The organism is Klebsiella oxytoca, from assembly GCF_009707385.1.
Lineage (GTDB): Bacteria > Pseudomonadota > Gammaproteobacteria > Enterobacterales > Enterobacteriaceae > Klebsiella > Klebsiella oxytoca_C.
Genome location: NZ_CP046115.1, coordinates 2,105,812 through 2,121,919, shown reverse-complemented (window position 1 = coordinate 2,121,919; position 16,108 = coordinate 2,105,812). Strand labels below are relative to the sequence as shown.

15 protein-coding genes are annotated in these 16,108 nt (G+C 57.2%); 7 read left to right on the top strand and 8 right to left on the bottom strand.

Features of this window, described 5'->3' with window-relative positions; all coding sequences use genetic code 11:
• Positions 1-266 precede the first annotated feature (266 nt).
• Entirely contained in the window at positions 267-2,768 is a 2,502-nt protein-coding gene (gene ptsP / locus GJ746_RS09730) for a phosphoenolpyruvate--protein phosphotransferase (protein ID WP_154680004.1), read from the bottom strand.
• Between the two features lie 308 nt (positions 2,769-3,076).
• Between ptsP and GJ746_RS09725 the strand changes: the two genes are divergently transcribed.
• The 5 genes from GJ746_RS09725 (at position 3,077) to GJ746_RS09705 (ending at position 8,177) form a co-directional block, all read left to right on the top strand.
• Positions 3,077-4,153 (top strand): PTS fructose transporter subunit EIIC, encoded by a 1,077-nt coding sequence (locus GJ746_RS09725; RefSeq protein WP_154680003.1) that lies wholly within the window; start codon positions 3,077-3,079, stop codon positions 4,151-4,153.
• A 20-nt stretch (positions 4,154-4,173) separates the two neighbouring features.
• On the top strand, positions 4,174-4,494 hold the full coding sequence (locus GJ746_RS09720) for a PTS fructose-like transporter subunit IIB (protein WP_004100938.1): 321 nt from the start codon (positions 4,174-4,176) through the stop codon (positions 4,492-4,494).
• A gap of 187 nt (positions 4,495-4,681) precedes the next feature.
• Positions 4,682-6,979 carry a formate C-acetyltransferase gene (locus tag GJ746_RS09715; protein WP_154680002.1) on the top strand — a complete coding sequence of 766 codons (2,298 nt, stop codon included), beginning with the start codon at positions 4,682-4,684 and terminating at the stop codon, positions 6,977-6,979.
• On the top strand, positions 6,945-7,820 hold the full coding sequence (locus GJ746_RS09710; RefSeq protein ID WP_154680001.1) for a [formate-C-acetyltransferase]-activating enzyme: 876 nt from the start codon (positions 6,945-6,947) through the stop codon (positions 7,818-7,820). The genes GJ746_RS09715 and GJ746_RS09710 overlap by 35 nt, the downstream gene beginning before the upstream one ends.
• A 15-nt stretch (positions 7,821-7,835) precedes the next feature.
• Entirely contained in the window at positions 7,836-8,177 is a 342-nt protein-coding gene (locus GJ746_RS09705; protein ID WP_154680000.1) for a PTS fructose-like transporter subunit IIB, read from the top strand.
• Positions 8,178-8,312: 135 nt separating this feature from the next.
• Here GJ746_RS09705 and GJ746_RS09700 read toward each other — a convergent pair whose 3' ends face one another.
• A complete protein-coding gene (locus tag GJ746_RS09700) occupies positions 8,313-9,080 on the bottom strand; it encodes a phytanoyl-CoA dioxygenase family protein (protein WP_154679999.1) in 768 nt (255 codons plus the stop codon).
• 253 nt (positions 9,081-9,333) lie between these two features.
• Between GJ746_RS09700 and GJ746_RS09695 the strand changes: the two genes are divergently transcribed.
• Positions 9,334-10,167 carry a helix-turn-helix transcriptional regulator gene (locus GJ746_RS09695; protein WP_154679998.1) on the top strand — a complete coding sequence of 278 codons (834 nt, stop codon included), beginning with the start codon at positions 9,334-9,336 and terminating at the stop codon, positions 10,165-10,167.
• A 192-nt stretch (positions 10,168-10,359) separates the two neighbouring features.
• Here the strand turns inward: GJ746_RS09695 and GJ746_RS09690 are convergent, their stop codons facing one another.
• Positions 10,360-10,758, bottom strand: coding sequence for a helix-turn-helix domain-containing protein (locus GJ746_RS09690; RefSeq protein WP_154682683.1), 399 nt, complete (start codon positions 10,756-10,758; stop codon positions 10,360-10,362).
• A gap of 83 nt (positions 10,759-10,841) precedes the next feature.
• Between GJ746_RS09690 and GJ746_RS09685 the strand changes: the two genes are divergently transcribed.
• The gene (locus GJ746_RS09685) at positions 10,842-11,315 is read left to right on the top strand and encodes a DUF2938 domain-containing protein (RefSeq protein ID WP_195908854.1); all 474 of its coding nucleotides are present in this window, start codon (positions 10,842-10,844) and stop codon (positions 11,313-11,315) included.
• Positions 11,316-11,548: 233 nt separating this feature from the next.
• Here GJ746_RS09685 and hpxK read toward each other — a convergent pair whose 3' ends face one another.
• Genes hpxK through GJ746_RS09660 form a run of 5 tightly spaced genes read right to left on the bottom strand, consistent with a single transcriptional unit; the run spans position 11,549 to position 16,102 of the window.
• Positions 11,549-12,811, bottom strand: coding sequence for an allantoate amidohydrolase (gene hpxK, locus GJ746_RS09680; RefSeq protein ID WP_154679997.1), 1,263 nt, complete (start codon positions 12,809-12,811; stop codon positions 11,549-11,551).
• On the bottom strand, positions 12,808-14,049 hold the full coding sequence (locus tag GJ746_RS09675; protein ID WP_154679996.1) for a pyridoxal-phosphate-dependent aminotransferase family protein: 1,242 nt from the start codon (positions 14,047-14,049) through the stop codon (positions 12,808-12,810). Before GJ746_RS09675 ends, hpxK begins: the two co-directional genes overlap by 4 nt.
• A gap of 10 nt (positions 14,050-14,059) precedes the next feature.
• Complete coding sequence (locus GJ746_RS09670) at positions 14,060-14,800, bottom strand: amino acid ABC transporter ATP-binding protein (protein ID WP_004100907.1); 741 nt, start codon at positions 14,798-14,800, stop codon at positions 14,060-14,062.
• Positions 14,781-15,437 (bottom strand): amino acid ABC transporter permease, encoded by a 657-nt coding sequence (locus tag GJ746_RS09665; protein WP_195908853.1) that lies wholly within the window; start codon positions 15,435-15,437, stop codon positions 14,781-14,783. The genes GJ746_RS09670 and GJ746_RS09665 overlap by 20 nt, the downstream gene beginning before the upstream one ends.
• Positions 15,437-16,102 carry an amino acid ABC transporter permease gene (locus tag GJ746_RS09660; RefSeq protein ID WP_154679995.1) on the bottom strand — a complete coding sequence of 222 codons (666 nt, stop codon included), beginning with the start codon at positions 16,100-16,102 and terminating at the stop codon, positions 15,437-15,439. Before GJ746_RS09660 ends, GJ746_RS09665 begins: the two co-directional genes overlap by 1 nt.
• Positions 16,103-16,108 lie beyond the last annotated feature (6 nt).

Here is a 16,108-nt window from a genome sequence, read left to right as displayed (position 1 = left end):
CTGCGCACTGCGCTCACCTCCCGGTCCTCAGCCTGCGGTCGGCTCAACTCGACATCACTGTCTCGATTCGCCTCTGGCCGCCATCCCTGGCGGCCAGACCTTGTCTTCGGTCCTCCGGCTCGCCGATTTCAGCGGGGGCCAGGGCATCGCTGTATATCACGTCGTTTCAGAGGCATATCGTAGCTGCACGAACACCGCCCCGCAGACGGCTGGAAACCCGTAGCCCCGGTAAGCGCAGCGCAACCGGGGAGATTCTCCGGCTCGAACTACAGCTCCAGCTCGCGCTGCAGCAGCGTCGCGATCGCCTCACTGCTCTCCGCGGTCACCAGCGATTGCCGGAACTCCTCATGCATAATGCGCCGCGCCAGCCGCGAGAAAATACGCATATGCTGATCGCCCGCCGAATGTTTGTTCAGAGTCAGCATAATCACAAACTGCGCCTCGTCGTCACCCCAGGCTACCGGCTGCGCCAGACGGGCGACGCTGATGGTCGACTGCTCGATATGCTCCGATTTACTGTGCGGAATGGCGAAGCTAAACCCTAAACCGGTGGAGAACACCGCTTCGCGGGCCCACAGATCGGCTTCCAGCTTACGCGGATAGCGGCAGCGCCCGGCCAGCAGCAGATTATCAGTCATGCCCTTAATGACCTCCTCTTTGCTACGCCAGTCGCTGTTCAGCGTAATGCACTGCGGAGTAATCAGCGGCGCGTCCTGCTGGGTCATGCGGAACTGGGCCAGCAGATGTTCCACCTCTAATGATGTCCGGCACTGCATCGCCTGATTAAGCAGCTGACGGCAGGCCCGGCTATCAAGCTGCGCCAGACGCGCTTTGGTCGCCGGGATCGACGGCGCGCTCATGCTCAGCTCATCCAGCCCCAGCCCCACCAGCAGCGGCAGCACCGAACCTTTAGCCCCCAGCTCGCCGCACAGGCCAATCCATTTCCCCTGACGATGCACCGCCTGAACCGCGTAATCCAGCGCCCGTAAGAATGCCGGATTGAGGCTGTTATAGTGGCGCGTCACCTTGGCGTTATCGCGATCCACCGCCAGCAGATACTGGGTCAGGTCATTACTGCCGATGCTAAAGAAATCAATCTCTTCGCAGCACTGGTCGATGATAAACATCACCGACGGCACCTCAAGCATAATGCCCAGCGGGATCTTTTCATCAAACGGAATATGTTCGCTGCGCAGCGACTGTTTGGCATCCGCCAGCTGCTCTTTCACCCACAGAATCTCCTCCATCGAGGAGATCATCGGGATCATAATTTTCAGCGCGCCATGCGCGGAAGCGCGCAGAATCGCCCGCAGCTGGGTGCGGAACAGCGCCTGATACTCTTCATAAATACGTACCGCCCGGTAGCCAAGGAACGGGTTGTTCTCCGCCGGGATGTTGAGGTAAGCCACCGGCTTATCGCCGCCGATATCCATGGTGCGGATGATAATGCTGCGCCCGTTGGCAGGCTCCAGCGCCTGGCAGAAGATATTGTAAAGCTCATTTTCCGACGGCGCGCTGGGCCTGTCCATATAGAGCATCTCGGTGCGGAACAAGCCTACCGACTGCGCGCCGTTGTTAAACGCCGCCGTAGCCTCGACCGAATGGGCAATGTTCGCCGCCACTTCGAGACGAATACCGTCTTCCGTACGCCCCTCTTTATCCAGCCACGCCTGCTGCTGGCTGCGGATCTGCGCCTGAACCCAGGCTTCCTGCTGATAGTAACGCGCTACCGCTTCGTCGGGCTTGACCACTACCAGCCCGGCGTTACCGTCGATCTGTACCCGCTGGTCAACCCACGGCAGCAGCGCCTCCATATCGACGCCCACGAGGGTGGGAATATTGAACGAGCGCGCGAGGATCACCGTGTGTGACGTGGTCCCCCCGCTGCGCAGCAGCAAGCCTTTAAGCAGGGTTTTATCCAGTTCAAGGAACTGGCTGGGGGTGAGCTCATCGGCGAGGCAGATTGACTCCTCCGTCAGCTTACCCGGAGCCGGAAAGCGCGACTCGCCGTAGATATGCTGCAGCAGCTGGAAGCAGACGTCACGGACGTCCAGCACGCGCTCCTGCAAATAGCTGTTGCCGGAAGCGCTGAACTGGGCGCAAAAATGCTCCCCGGTGGCAACGACCGCTTCGGCGCAGCTCAGGCCGGTCAGCAGCCCTCCCAGCAGGTGCTGGCGCAGCGAGGCGTCGGTAGCCAGCGAACGATGCGCTTCAAGGATAGCGCTGGCGGTACCGTCGTTATCCAGCAGGCGAAACTCAATATTTTTCACCAGCAGCGTCAAGCCTCTGTCCAGCGCAGCCTGTTCCTGTTCGATGGCCCCCGCGGCAGGCAGCTCGCCTAAATCGCGCAGGTCCAGAGACTTAAGATGGGTGAGCCTGCCGCCGGCGCTTCCGGCACACACCGGTAAGGCGAGAAACAGAGTAGGATTGAGGCGTGAGAGGGATTCGGGAACCGGCTGAACGTCCATTTGTTCCACCGTCGGCAGCGGCGCATCGCAGTGCGGGAACTCATCGGTAATGAACGCCGACAGCGCCTCAAACGCCTGCTGTTCGTCCTGACCGCTGATAATCAGCCGGCAGCTGTCTCCCTTGATTGTGTTGGTGCCGATAATCGCCAGCGCGCTTTTCGCATTCCCTCGCCCTTCCGTGCGGGTGTTTAACCATTCGACCGAAGACGAAAAAGTATTGCATAACGTCTCTACCAGGCTTGCCGGACGCGCATGTACGCCATTGGGCAAATCACATACAAATTCAATTACCAGAGCCATCGCCTTCCTCCTGAATAATGCGTATTTATCCAAAAGGTAAAGAAAGAATTCCCCCGCCACTACACGATAAATGTGGTAATTACTGGATAATTGTATGCGAGCATCTTTTTTATGCTCACGGTCACAAATAGCCTCGCAGATGGTTAAAAAACCCATAAACACTAAGATTTGAGGTGGATCCCAATTTTCCCCTCACCTTACAAATATCCAGTAAATGCACTTTTTCTCTACTATTTTATGCGCCGCCCTTTTTCTAATGTTGAGACATCAACTCAGTCACGGGCCACACAGCGCTCAGGAGAATAAAGATGAACGAACTGGTGCAAATATTAAAAAATACACGCCAGCACCTCATGACCGGGGTTTCACACATGATCCCTTTTGTCGTGTCCGGTGGGATCTTACTGGCAGTCTCCGTCATGTTGTACGGCAAGGGCGCGGTGCCCGATGTTGCCACGGATCCTAATCTGAAGAAACTGTTCGACATCGGCGTGGCTGGTCTGACGTTGATGGTGCCGTTTCTGGCAGCCTATATCGGTTACTCCATCTCTGACCGCGCTGCGCTGGCCCCCTGCGCGATAGGCGCCTGGGTCGGCAATAGCTTCGGCGCCGGTTTCTTCGGCGCGCTGATTGCCGGTCTTATTGGCGGTCTGGTGGTCTACTACCTGAAAAAAATCCCGGTACACAAGGTGCTGCGCTCGGTGATGCCTATCTTCGTTATCCCGATTATCGGCACCTTTATCACCGCCGGGATCATGATGTGGGGCCTCGGTGAGCCTATTGGCGCCCTGACTACCAACCTGACCAGCTGGCTGCAGGGAATGCAGGAAGGCAGCATCATTATCCTCGCCATCATTATGGGCCTGATGCTGGCTTTCGACATGGGCGGTCCGGTGAACAAAGTCGCCTACGCCTTCATGTTGATTTGCGTCTCCCAGGGGGTTTACACCGTGGTTGCCATCGCCGCCGTAGGTATCGCCGTACCGCCGCTGGGTATGGGTCTGGCAACGCTGATTGGACGTAAATACTTCTCCGCTGAAGAGCGCGAAACCGGTAAAGCCGCGCTGGTAATGGGATGCGTTGGTGTTACCGAAGGCGCTATTCCCTTCGCCGCCGCCGACCCGCTGCGCGTTATCCCCGCCAACATGATTGGCGCCGCTGCCGGCTGCGTAACCGCCGCGCTGCTTGGCGCCCAGTGCTACGCCGGATGGGGCGGACTGATCGTCCTGCCGGTAGTCGAAGGTAAAGGCGGATTTATTGCCGGACTGGCGGTAGGCGCCATCGTCAGCGCCGCCTGCGTCATCCTGCTCAAAGCCCTTGCGAAAAAGAAAACGTCAGACGCTAAAGCCGATGACGAAATGGATCTTGATTTCGAAATTAACTGAAACGCTGGAAGGAATATTGTATGACTAAAATTATCGCCGTTACCGCTTGTCCGTCTGGTGTTGCCCACACCTATATGGCCGCCGAATCACTGGAAAGCGCCGCTAAAGCCAAGGGCTGGCAGGTTAAAGTCGAGACCCAGGGTTCTATCGGCATTGAGAACGAACTGACGGCGGAAGACGTCGCCAGCGCCGACATGGTAATCCTGACAAAGGATATCGGCATCAAATTCGAAGAGCGTTTTGCCGGAAAAACTATCGTGCGCGTCAATATCAGCGATGCCGTGAAGCGCGCTGAAGCCATTATGAACAAAATCGACAGCCACCTTTCTCAGAATGCCTGAATATACCCTGGATAATCCGGGTTGCAGGATGGGGGACTTGTGACTTGAACAGCGCTAGCGCTGGCCCCGTAGGGGCGAGGCTCATGGATGAGCCAGGTGACACAGCCAACGCTCCTGCAACTTGAAGTATGACGGGTATAAATCACGGGGCGCGGCCTGCGCCCCGCAAAATAACATGGAGTTTGTCATGACTAATCGCACTCAACGCTTAAAAGACCGTCTGTTCGCCAACCCGCGTGAAATCTCCCTCGAGCGAGCACTACTCTACACCGCAAGCCACAAACAGACAGAGGGGGAGCCGGTGATGATCCGCCGCGCGAAAGCGACCGCATGGATCCTCGATCATGTGCAGATTTCGATTCGTGATGATGAACTGATTGCCGGTAACCGAACGATTAAACCACGCGCCGGAATTATGTCTCCGGAGATGGATCCCTACTGGCTGCTCAAGGAGCTGGACCAGTTCCCGACCCGCCCGCAGGACCGCTTCAACATCAGTGAAGAAGACAAGCGCATCTACCGCGAAGAGCTGTTCCCTTACTGGGAAAATCGTTCGATGAAAGACTTCATCAACGCCCAGATGACCGATGAAGTAAAGAACGCCGTCAGTACGCAGATTTTTAGCGTTAACCAGACCGACAAAGGCCAGGGGCATATTATTATCGACTACCCTCGCCTGCTGGAAAACGGCCTCTCCGCGCTGGTATCGGAGATTAAAGCGGTGATTAAGCAACATCCGCAGAACAGCTTTTATCAGGCGGTGCTGATCCTGCTGGAGGCGTCTCAGCGCCATATCCTGCGCTATGCAGCGCTTGCCGATGAAATGGCCGCCGGCTGCGATGATGAGCAGCGCCGCAAAGAGCTGCAGACTATCGCGGAAATTTCCCGCCATAATGCTCTGCACCGCCCGGAAGATTTCTGGCAGGCCTGCCAGCTCTTCTGGTATATGAACATCATTTTGCAGTATGAATCCAACGCCAGCTCCATTTCGCTTGGTCGCTTTGACCAGTACATGCTGCCGTACTATCAGGCTTCGCTGAATCGCGGCCAGGATCCGCAGTTCCTTAAGGAGCTGCTGGAGTCGCTGTGGGTGAAGTGCAACGATATTGTCCTGCTGCGTTCAACCAGCAGCGCGCGCTATTTTGCCGGCTTCCCGACCGGCTATACCGCCCTGCTTGGCGGTCTGACCGAGACCGGACGCAGCGCGGTAAACATCCTGTCGTTTTTATCCCTCGATGCCTATCAAAACGTTCGTCTGCCGCAGCCAAACCTCGGCGTACGGGTCAACGAGCTTATCGACCGTCCTTTCCTGCGCAAAACCGCAGAAACCATCCGCCTCGGTACCGGTATCCCGCAAATCTTCAATGATGAAGTGGTCATTCCGGCGTTTCTCAACCGCGGCGTATCGCTCGAAGACGCGCGGGATTACTCGGTCGTCGGCTGCGTTGAGCTGTCGATCCCGGGACGCACTTACGGCCTGCACGATATCGCCATGTTTAACCTGCTGAAGGTCATGGAAATCGTAATGCTGGAAAACGAAAGCAATCCTGATATCACCTGGGATGGCCTGATTAACCAAATCCGCGACAAGATTCGCTATTACATTAAGCTGATGGTCGAAGGCAGCAATATTTGCGATATCGGCCATCGCGACTGGGCGCCGGTGCCCCTGCTTTCTTCATTTATTGAAGATTGCGTGCAGAACGGCAAAGATATTACCGAAGGCGGCGCGCGCTATAACTTCTCCGGGGTTCAGGGCATCGGCATCGCTAATCTTAGCGATTCGCTGCACGCGCTAAAAGGGATGGTCTTTGAGCAGAAACGCCTGAGCTTTGCTGAACTGATCGCGGTACTGAAAGCCAACTTCCAGACGCCGGAAGGCGAAAAAATCCGCGCTCGCCTGATCAACCGTTTTGAGAAATACGGCAACGATATCGACGAAGTGGACAACATCAGCGCCGACCTGCTGCGCTTCTACTGCAAAGAGGTTGAGCAATACCAGAACCCGCGCGGCGGTCAGTTTACGCCGGGCTCCTATACTGTATCCGCCCACGTGCCGCTCGGCTCGGTAGTCGGCGCCACCCCGGACGGCCGTCTGGCCGGCGAACAGCTGGCGGACGGCGGGCTGTCGCCGATGCTTGGCCAGGATGCGCAGGGACCAACCGCGGTGCTTAAGTCGGTCAGCAAGCTGGATAACTATCTGCTGTCCAACGGTACGCTACTGAACGTTAAATTCACTCCGGCAACGCTTGCCGGTGACAGCGGCCTCAATAAGCTGGCCGACTTCCTGCAGGCATTCACCAAGCTGAAGTTACAGCATATTCAGTTCAACGTGGTGAACGCCGATACGCTGCGTGAAGCCCAGCAGCGGCCGCAGGATTTTGCCGGTCTGGTGGTGCGCGTTGCGGGCTACAGCGCATTTTTCGTCGAGCTGTCGCAGGAGATCCAGGATGACATTATCCGCCGCACCGCGCATCAGCTGTGAGGTGATAGAAACGCGCGCCGATAAGGCGCGCATTTTTAACATCCAGCGCTACTCTTTGAATGACGGTCAGGGGATCCGCACCGTCGTTTTTTTTAAGGGCTGCCCGCACGCTTGTCCCTGGTGCGCCAACCCGGAGTCAATTTCACCGAAAATTCAAACCGTGCGCCGGGAAAGCAAATGTCTGCGCTGCTCGCGCTGCCAGCAGGATGTTGTCGAATGCCCTTCCGGCGCGTGGGAGCAAATTGGTCGCGACATCACGCTGGATAATCTGCTTAAAGAGGTGCTGAAGGATGAGGTTTTCTTCCGCGCCTCCGGCGGCGGCGTTACCCTCTCGGGCGGCGAAGTGCTGATGCAGGCTGAATTTGCTACACGTTTTTTGCAGCGCCTGCGCGAATGGGGAATCAGAACCGCTATTGAAACGGCGGGCGATACCGCTTTTAGCCGTTTTTTACCGGTGGCAAAAGAGTGCGACGAAGTGCTGTTCGATCTAAAAATCATGGATGAAGCGCAGGCCCGGGAGCAGCTGTTGATGAATATGCCGCGGGTACTCGATAACTTTACCCGCCTGGTGGAAGCAAATATCCGCGTGATCCCCCGGGTACCGTTAATTCCGGGATTCACCCTGAATGAAGAGAATTTCCGCCAGATCCTGGCGTTTCTGGCCCCCTTTAAGCTGCCCGAAATTCATCTTCTGCCGTTCCATCAGTACGGAGAACCGAAATATCACTTACTGGGAAAAAGATGGTCGATGTCGATGATTAAAGCGCCCGAAGAATCTGAGATTCAACCATTCAAAACGCTGGCCGAACAGGCCGGTTTTAGCGTAACCATCGGCGGATAACGCCTGGAGGATGCTATGGATTTCAATATCGTTGCCGTAACGGCCTGCGTAAGCGGTGTCGCTCATACTTATATGGCGGCCGAGCGCCTGGAAAAGGTCGGCCACCAGGAGAAATGGAATATCAAAATTGAAACGCAGGGAGCGTTGGGGGTTGAGAATAAAATTACGCCTGACGATATTGCTCACGCCGACGTTGTTCTGCTGGTGACGGATATTGAAATTGATGATGCCGGGCGCTTTAGCGGCATTCGCACCATTAAGACCAGCATCAAAACCTTTCTGCTGCAGCCACAGCAGATTGTCGAAGCGGTTAAATACATTATGAAAAAACCGGTGGTTTATATTGAGATCCCTTGAGCGCACCTGTGATTTTGTAGCCCGGGCAAGGCGCTTGCGCCGCGGCCCGGGGAAATAACACTAAATAACACTTCGGCAGTTTCAGGTTTTCCCCGGTCGCGCTGCGCTTACCGGGGCTACAATTGCACGCGATTCTTACTCCACGTCCAGCAGCCATTTCTGCGCTGGCGTCAAGCGACTGGCGGTTTCCGGCGTCAGCCAGCGCCGCTGATCCTGCTGCGCGGTATCTGCCCGGTCGATGTATAAACCATGCAGCACGCGTCTTCTGCTTCCGACAAGATTGCGCGTCCCGCCGTGCCAGGCGTGGGCGTTATAAATCATCACGCTGCCCGCCGGCGCGGCAAATACAATCTCATCTGGATGCGCCTGCTCCGGGTCATCCAGCACTTCTTCCGGCAGTTCCGGGCGCAAGTGAGTGCCGGGAATAATACGCGGCGCGCCATTTTCCGCGCTTAAGTCATCGATAGCCCAGATGGTATTCACCAGATGCACTTTCGGAAAATCGTGACGCGGCTTTTTCCAGTCCGCATGCAGCGGCTGATGGCCGCCGTTAAACAGCGCTTCGCGCGCGTTCAGGCTGGAGACTTTAAAATCACCCTGAAAAACGTGCTGACAGGCGGAAAGGATCAGCGGATGTGACCACACTTTCTCCCAAATCACCCCTTTATTAATCAGGTTGGCAATACGCGTTGCCGTGGCCTCCTGATGATGTTCAATCGCCAGGTTATCGCCCTCTTTCTCAACAATGGCATCGATAAGGGTGCGCATCGCTTCAAGCCATTCCGCGTCCACCACGTTGTGCACGACGGTGTAGCCAAGGGTATCCAGCTCATGTTTCATTTGCGCGCTCAGTTCAACGTTTGCTCCCAGCGCATCCAGGTAAACCGCAGATTGTTGTTCCATATTTATATTCCTTAACTTATCGATAACACAAAACAAACTCTAATCTGCGCCGTCCCGGAATACATGAGGGCAAAACTACGAAAAACTGGACAAGCGTACGCGACCGGGAAAAGTGTGATGGCTATCAAAGTCCAGCAGTTTCACTATCGATTCCCGGCCACTCATTCGCGAAGTAGTCTGATACAGAGCAAACCACTGCTGATAAAATAGATTACAATCAACAGGATAATAGTTCTCTTCTAAGGCCTACGGAATGATTAACGATCTGGCGGATATTTTAAATCGTTTAGTAAATCAGAAAGATAATCTGCACGTCAGGTTCCCCGACCCGGATATCTCAGAGCCCGCGCTGGCTTTTAAGGTGCCTTTTCCGCGACTGGAGATTGTGCTTGAGGGCGAGCTAAAGGAGAGCGGGCTACCGCTGTCGGAAACTATGCTGTCTGCTTCGCAGGTCCTCTACGTACAGGCGGGCAAATGGACGCTGCCGGAATGGAGCGGACCGGCAGCAACCTTAAGCATTCTGTTCGGCCGTCAGAAGCTTGGGTTTTGCGTACAGTACTGGGACGGCAAGAAGCTGCGGACGGAAAAGCAGAACGTCGCTCGTCTGGGGCCGCGCGTAGGCTCTTATCTGCTGCTGTCGCTCAATGAGATCTGCCTGCAGCCGGATCCGGTTACCGCCAGGCTGGTCGTCTCCGCGCTGTTGAGCCACTGTCTTGAGCAGCTGGTCGGGCTGGAGATGCGCGTCAGCCGCAGCCGCGATCTGTTTATGGCCGTACAGGATTATCTGGAAGAGCATCTCAGCCAGCCCCTGACTCGCGAGTCGGTAGCGAAACGCTTCCATATTACGCCCAACTATCTTTCGCATATTTTTCAGAAATCAGGCTCCGTCGGCTTTAATGAATTTCTCACCAGCGTACGCCTGGAAAAAGCCAAAAAGCTGCTGCGCGGCTACGATCTCAAAGTCAAAGAGATCGCCCACAACTGCGGTTTTGTCGACAGCAACTATTTCTGCCGGGTGTTCAAACGCTACACCGAGCGTTCTCCTTCCGAATACCGCCGCCACTGCCGCAGCGTCCAGCAGGGGTGAGTCAGCCGGCCCACTCAACCCGTCCGCAGCCGTTATTTTTCACCTTATAGAGCGCGTTTTTCATCAACGGCTCCTGTGGAGCAGGCCCTAAACGAACAGCGATGGCTGGCATCAGAAGTTACCCAACTGGCAGTGCGCGAACGGGGCCTCGACGTCGTCAGCAGCAATAAAGAGATACGGATGGCGAAATATTTACCTGACGAGTTTCAAACCTCTCGCAACAATCCTTTTGAACTCTTCACAATGAATATGCTCGGGCTGGGTGCAACGGGCAACATGCTTGAGCCCGCGGCTCAACAGCTGTAATCGGCGAATAGTGGCGTCGATTTCCTTTGCACGTTGCTGCAGCAGCGCCCTGTCTAAATCTATCTTACCTTCGGTAGCGAACATCGCCGCCAGTTCATCCAAAGTAAACCCTGCCGCCTGCCCCAGCGCAATAAGTTGCAGTTTATTAAGCACATTTTCATGATACTGCCTTCTTAAACCATTCCGGCCAACCGGCTGAATTAATCCCTTTTTTTCGTAATACCGCAATGCAGAGGGCTTAACGCCGGAAAAGTCAGCAACCTGGCGGATATCCAGTTCTTTCATCATTGACTTAAACCTCACTTTAAGTTGCACACTGGCTATCAGCCTGACATTCATTCGGAAAGGAGTACACCGTGGAGACGATTATTATTCTTAAAACTGCCATAACGGGCATTGGCGCGACGCTGGTTATGGATTTATGGTCATTCTGTCAGAAACACCTTCTCAAAGTACCACCGCTAAACTATGCCCTGGTTGGCCGCTGGATATTATGGTTACCCAGAGGAAAGCTTTGTCATAACACCATCATTTCAACGCCGGGAATACACGGGGAGTTATTTACTGGCTGGGTATTTCACTATCTTACCGGGATCGTTTTTGCTTTTGTCCCGCTTGTACTGAACGGATCAGGCTGGTTAAACGCGCCTTCACTTACAACAGGTCTGCTAGCCGGCGCGTTAACTTTATTTGCGCCGTTTATACTCCTCCAGCCAGCATTAGGTTTTGGCCTGGCCGCCTCCCGAACGCCTCGCCCGTGGCTGGCCAGAATGTTCAGCGCGATCGCACATCTGGTATTTGCCCTGGGGCTTTACATCGCGGCCCTGGTTGTCAGAGCGTAGAGGTAATTTCCTTAATGGCGCTGGATTCACGCAAAGCGCTTTTTTATGGCAAGCGGGAGCGTTCGCTACACTCCCGGCGATGATAAGTTATTCAGGCTCAAACCCGGCAAACAGTTTAAACCGACGGTTAAAGGTAAATACCCCTACCGCCGGTTAGGGCCGCGTTTTGCGCGGTTTTTCTCAGGCAGAAAAAGAAACACAACGCGGTGTACCGCCAAATATTGCCGCGACGGTTATTTCACCTCTCCCAGCGCCAACACCGCACGAGAATAAGCCTCGATCGCCAACGCCACATCGTTACTGATAACCGACTCGGCGGGATGGTGGCTGATGCCGCCTTTACAGCGGACAAAAAGCATGGCGGACGGCCAACGTTCGGCGATGGCGATAGCGTCATGTCCGGCGCCGCTCGGCAGGGTCAGCGAACGCCCCTGCACCTCCTGCACCGCTTTGCTCAGTACCTGCTGCAATCCGCTATCGCAGGCGGTGGCGGCAATGCGGTAAAACTCTTCCGCGCTGAACTGCAGCTGGCGATGGGCGGCAATCGCCTGTGCCCTCGTCAGCAGCGTCTCGAGCAGTGCATCGAGCGGCTGGTCGTGCGGCCCGCGAATATCCAGAGTCAGCGTAACGTCGCCGGGGATAACGTTAACCGCGCCGGGCGCGCAGCGCAGCGTCCCCACCGTGGCGACCAGGTTTCCGCCCTGCTCGCGGGTCAGGGTCTCTATCAGCACCATCCACTCGGCGGCGGCGGCCAGCGCATCTTTACGATGGCTCATCGGCACCGTTCCGGCGTGACCGGCCTCGCCGGTAAAGCGGCAGTTCAGGCGACGCGCGCCGTTGATTGCTTCCACTACGCCCAGCGCCAGACCTTCCTGCTCGAGGCACGGACCCTGTTCGATATGCAGTTCGAGGTAGGCGACAATCTCCTCCTGGCGGCGGGCGGCAAGATGGATACGCGCCGGATCCAGCCCGGCCAGCACCATCGCCTGCGCCACGCTGACGCCATCGGCATCGGTCTGCGCCAGCCAGCTCTCAGGCCAGGTACCGGTCAGCCCGCGGCTGCCGAGCAGCGTAATGCCGAACCGCGTCCCCTCTTCATCGCAAAAGCCGACAATCTCAATGGCTTTTTTCAGCCGTCGCCCCTGTCGGTGCAGGCTGTGTACCACCTCAATCGCCGTCAGGACGCCGAGCATGCCGTCATAGCGTCCGGCGTTGCGCACGGTATCAAGATGCGACCCCAGCAGGATGGCCGGAGCGCCCTCCTGCTTCCCCTCATAGCGGCCGCAAATATTGCCGACGCTGTCCTGCCACACGGTCATCCCGGCCTGGGTCATCCACAGCGCCGCCCGCTGGTTAGCCGCAAGATGCTGTGGGGAGAGATAAACCCGGGTCAGGGCGTCCGGCGTTTCGCTGATCGCCGCCAGCTCATCGGCGCGGGCCATCACCCGGGCCGCGGCCTGCTGCATATCCGCCTGCTGGCGTTGTGTTTGACTCATTGCGCGCTCTCGCTGTGATAGTGATCCCATGCGGCCTGCATCGCGGCGCCCTGAGTGGTCGGGAATTTGAGATAGTTGAGTACCGACTCCAGCGCGCTGAGCGTGGTCATCACGCAATCTTTCCGCGCGTTATAACCCATGGTGCCGATCCGCCACACCTTGCCGTGCAGCGGGCCGAACGAAGTGCCGATTTCAATGCCGAAATCTTCCAGCATCAGTTTCCGCGCCTGGTCACCGTTAATCCCCTGCGGGATGACGACGCCAAGCACGTTGTTCATCTTGTGTTTAAGATCGCCGAAGGTTTCCAGCCCCATCGCCTGAATGCCTTTTAGCAGCGCATCGCCGTGCAGCTTATGGCGAGCAATGCCTTTATCCAGCCCCTCCTGGAGGATCAGACGCGCGCATTCGCGGGCGCCGAACAGCGCGGTAGTGGCCTCGGTATGATGGTTAAGGCGCTCCGGCCCCCAGTAGTCCATTACCATGCCGAGATCGAAATAGTTGGAGTAGATCATCTCCTCGTCGCCGTCGCGGTGGGCATCGGTACGAATCCCTTCTTCGACGCATTTGCGGCGGCGAATCGCCTCCTCCATGCGCGCGCTGAGGGTAATCGGCGAGGTGCCGGACGGGCCGCCAAGGCATTTTTGCATCCCCGCCGAAACCGCATCCAGCTGCCAGGCGTCGGTTTCCAGCGGGTTGCCGCCCAGCGAAGCGGTGGCGTCGGTGTAAAACAGCACGTCGTAGCGGCGGCAGATCTCCCCCAGCTCCGCCAGCGGCTGCAGCATAGTGGTCGACGTGTCGCCCTGCACCGTCAGCAGCAGGCGCGGACGAATACGTTTGACGGCATCCTCCACCTGGTCCGGGGTAAACACTTCGCCCCACGGCACTTCAGTGGTATGCACTTCCGCCCGGCAGCGGCGGGCGATTTCGCACAGCAGATGGCCGAAGCGGCCAAATACCGGCACCAGCACCTTGTCACCCGGCCGAATAGCCGAAATCAGAATCGCCTCAATCCCCGCCCTTGAGGTCCCATCCACCAGCATCGTCCAGCGGTTTTCAGTACGAAATACGCCGCGGTACAGCGCCATCACTTCGTTCATATAGAGGGTCATCGCCGGGTCGTACTGGCCGATCAGCTGGCTCGACATGGCGCGCAGCACGCGCGGGTCGGCGTTAATCGGGCCGGGCCCCATCAGCAGGCGCGCCGGCGGATTGAGTTGCGAAAACTGTGTGATATCCATCGTTAAGTCCTTATTGATTGAGGCCGCGCACGGATGAAATAAACTGCTTCAGCTCGCTGGTCTGCGGGTTAGCGAACAGCGTTTTGCTGTCCCCCTGCTCCCAGACGCGCCCCTGATGCATAAACACCACGCGGTCGCCCACTTCGCGGGCAAAATTCATTTCATGGGTCACGAGAATCAGCGTCATGCCCTCCGCCGCCAGCTGCTCCAGCACTTTAAGCACTTCGCCAACCAGCTCCGGATCCAGCGCCGAGGTGATCTCGTCACAGAGTAAAACTTTTGGCGACATCGCCAGCGCGCGGGCAATCGCCACGCGCTGTTGCTGGCCGCCGGAAAGGCTGGACGGGTAGTAATCGAGCCGGTCGCCAAGCCCGACCTTTTCCAGCATCCGCTGGGCCAGCTCCCGACACTCGGCGGCGCTCTTCTTCAGCACCCGACGCGGTGCCAGCATCACGTTTTCCAGCGCCGTCATATGCGGGAACAGGTTAAAGTTCTGGAACACCATGCCGATAGAGCGGCTGATCTCCCGCGCCTGCGAGTCGCGGTCGGTAATAGTCATCCCGCCGAGCTTAATGCTGCCATCCTGATAGCCTTCCAGGCCGTTGATGCAGCGCAGCAGCGTACTTTTGCCGGACCCGCTGCGGCCGATAATCGAGATCACTTCGCCCATATCGATATCCAGATCGACGCCCTTGAGCACGTGATTATCACCGTAATACTTCTGCATCTGATTAATGGTGATGAGAGGCATTGAATTTGTTCTCCAGATAACGGCTGTAGCGGGACAGCGGATAACACAGAATGAAGTAGCCCAGCGCCACCAGCGCAAAGACTTTAAACGGCTGATACGTCACGTTGGTCAGCATGGTGCCCGCCTTGGTCAGCTCAACGAAGCCGATAATCGACGCCAGCGCCGTGCCCTTAATCACCTGCACGGCGAACCCCACCGTCGGGGCGATAGCGATGCGCAGCGCCTGTGGCGCAACGACGCGATACAGCGTCTGGCTAAAGCTCAGCCCCAGACAGCGCGATGCTTCCCACTGCCCTTTTGGCAGCGCGCGGATGCTGCCAAACCAGATATCGAGCAAAAACGCGCTGGTATACAGCGTCAGCGCCAGCGACGCCGCGGTCCACGCCGAAACGTCGATGCCGAACAGCGCCACGCCGAAAAAGGCAAGAAACAGCTGCATCAGCAGCGGCGACCCCTGAAACAGCTCAACATAGCCGCGGATCAGGCGCTTTATCTGGCGCCCGCCGGTCATGCGCAGCAGCAGGAGCGGCAGCGTGACCAGCGCGCCGCCGAGAAACGCCACCAGCGACAGCAGCACCGTCCAGCGTCCGGCCAGCAGCAGATTGCGAACAATGTCCCAATCGGTAAAGGTGGTCATCATGCCTGCACCCCCAGCCATTTACGTCCTGCCGCCAGCAGCAGCTGGCGCATCGTTATCGACAACACTAAATAAATTCCCGTCGTCACCAGATAGACCTCAAAGCTGAGGAAGGTGCGCGACTGGATCAGGTTGGCGGCGAAGGTCAGCTCTTCATAAGAGACCTGCGACACTACCGACGAACCGAGCATGACGATAATGCACTGGCTCACCAGCGCCGGATAAATGCGCTGCAGCGCGGGCGGCAGAATCACCTGAATAAAGGTCTGCGTCCGGGTCAGCCCCAGCACGCGCCCCACCTCCCACTGCCCTTTCGGCGTGACCTGAATACCGGCGCGCACGATCTCGGTACTGTAGGCCCCAAGATTGACCACCATCGCCAGCAGAGCGGCCTCGCCCGCCGTCATCTTTAGCCCCAGGTTCGGTAAGCCAAAAACGATAAAAAACAGCTGGACCACAAACGGCGTGTTGCGAATCAGTTCGACATACCCGCCCCACATCCGGCTGAACCACGTGGGCCGCCCGCTGCGGATGGCGGCGCCGAAGATGCCAATCATCAGGCCACCGACCGTCGCCAGCACCGTTAGCTGGATGGTCACCCACAGCCCCGCCAGCAGCTCCGGCCAGTGCGGCCAGAGCGCAGAGAAATGAAGTTGCTCCGTCATGCCCGG

Excerpts from the sequence above, each read along its gene's own strand:
- GJ746_RS09710 (WP_154680001.1), top strand. The coding sequence starts at position 6,945 with ATGACATTATCCGCCGCACCGCGCATCAGCTGTGAGGTGATAGAAACG.
- ptsP (WP_154680004.1), bottom strand. The coding sequence starts at position 2,768 with ATGGCTCTGGTAATTGAATTTGTATGTGATTTGCCCAATGGCGTACAT.
- GJ746_RS09670 (WP_004100907.1), bottom strand. The coding sequence starts at position 14,800 with ATGCCTCTCATCACCATTAATCAGATGCAGAAGTATTACGGTGATAAT.
- GJ746_RS09715 (WP_154680002.1), top strand. The coding sequence starts at position 4,682 with ATGACTAATCGCACTCAACGCTTAAAAGACCGTCTGTTCGCCAACCCG.
- GJ746_RS09695 (WP_154679998.1), top strand. The coding sequence starts at position 9,334 with ATGATTAACGATCTGGCGGATATTTTAAATCGTTTAGTAAATCAGAAA.
- GJ746_RS09690 (WP_154682683.1), bottom strand. The coding sequence starts at position 10,758 with ATGAAAGAACTGGATATCCGCCAGGTTGCTGACTTTTCCGGCGTTAAG.
- GJ746_RS09725 (WP_154680003.1), top strand. The coding sequence starts at position 3,077 with ATGAACGAACTGGTGCAAATATTAAAAAATACACGCCAGCACCTCATG.
- GJ746_RS09675 (WP_154679996.1), bottom strand. The coding sequence starts at position 14,049 with ATGGATATCACACAGTTTTCGCAACTCAATCCGCCGGCGCGCCTGCTG.
- GJ746_RS09660 (WP_154679995.1), bottom strand. The coding sequence starts at position 16,102 with ATGACGGAGCAACTTCATTTCTCTGCGCTCTGGCCGCACTGGCCGGAG.
- GJ746_RS09705 (WP_154680000.1), top strand. The coding sequence starts at position 7,836 with ATGGATTTCAATATCGTTGCCGTAACGGCCTGCGTAAGCGGTGTCGCT.
- hpxK (WP_154679997.1), bottom strand. The coding sequence starts at position 12,811 with ATGAGTCAAACACAACGCCAGCAGGCGGATATGCAGCAGGCCGCGGCC.
- GJ746_RS09665 (WP_195908853.1), bottom strand. The coding sequence starts at position 15,437 with ATGACCACCTTTACCGATTGGGACATTGTTCGCAATCTGCTGCTGGCC.
- GJ746_RS09720 (WP_004100938.1), top strand. The coding sequence starts at position 4,174 with ATGACTAAAATTATCGCCGTTACCGCTTGTCCGTCTGGTGTTGCCCAC.
- GJ746_RS09700 (WP_154679999.1), bottom strand. The coding sequence starts at position 9,080 with ATGGAACAACAATCTGCGGTTTACCTGGATGCGCTGGGAGCAAACGTT.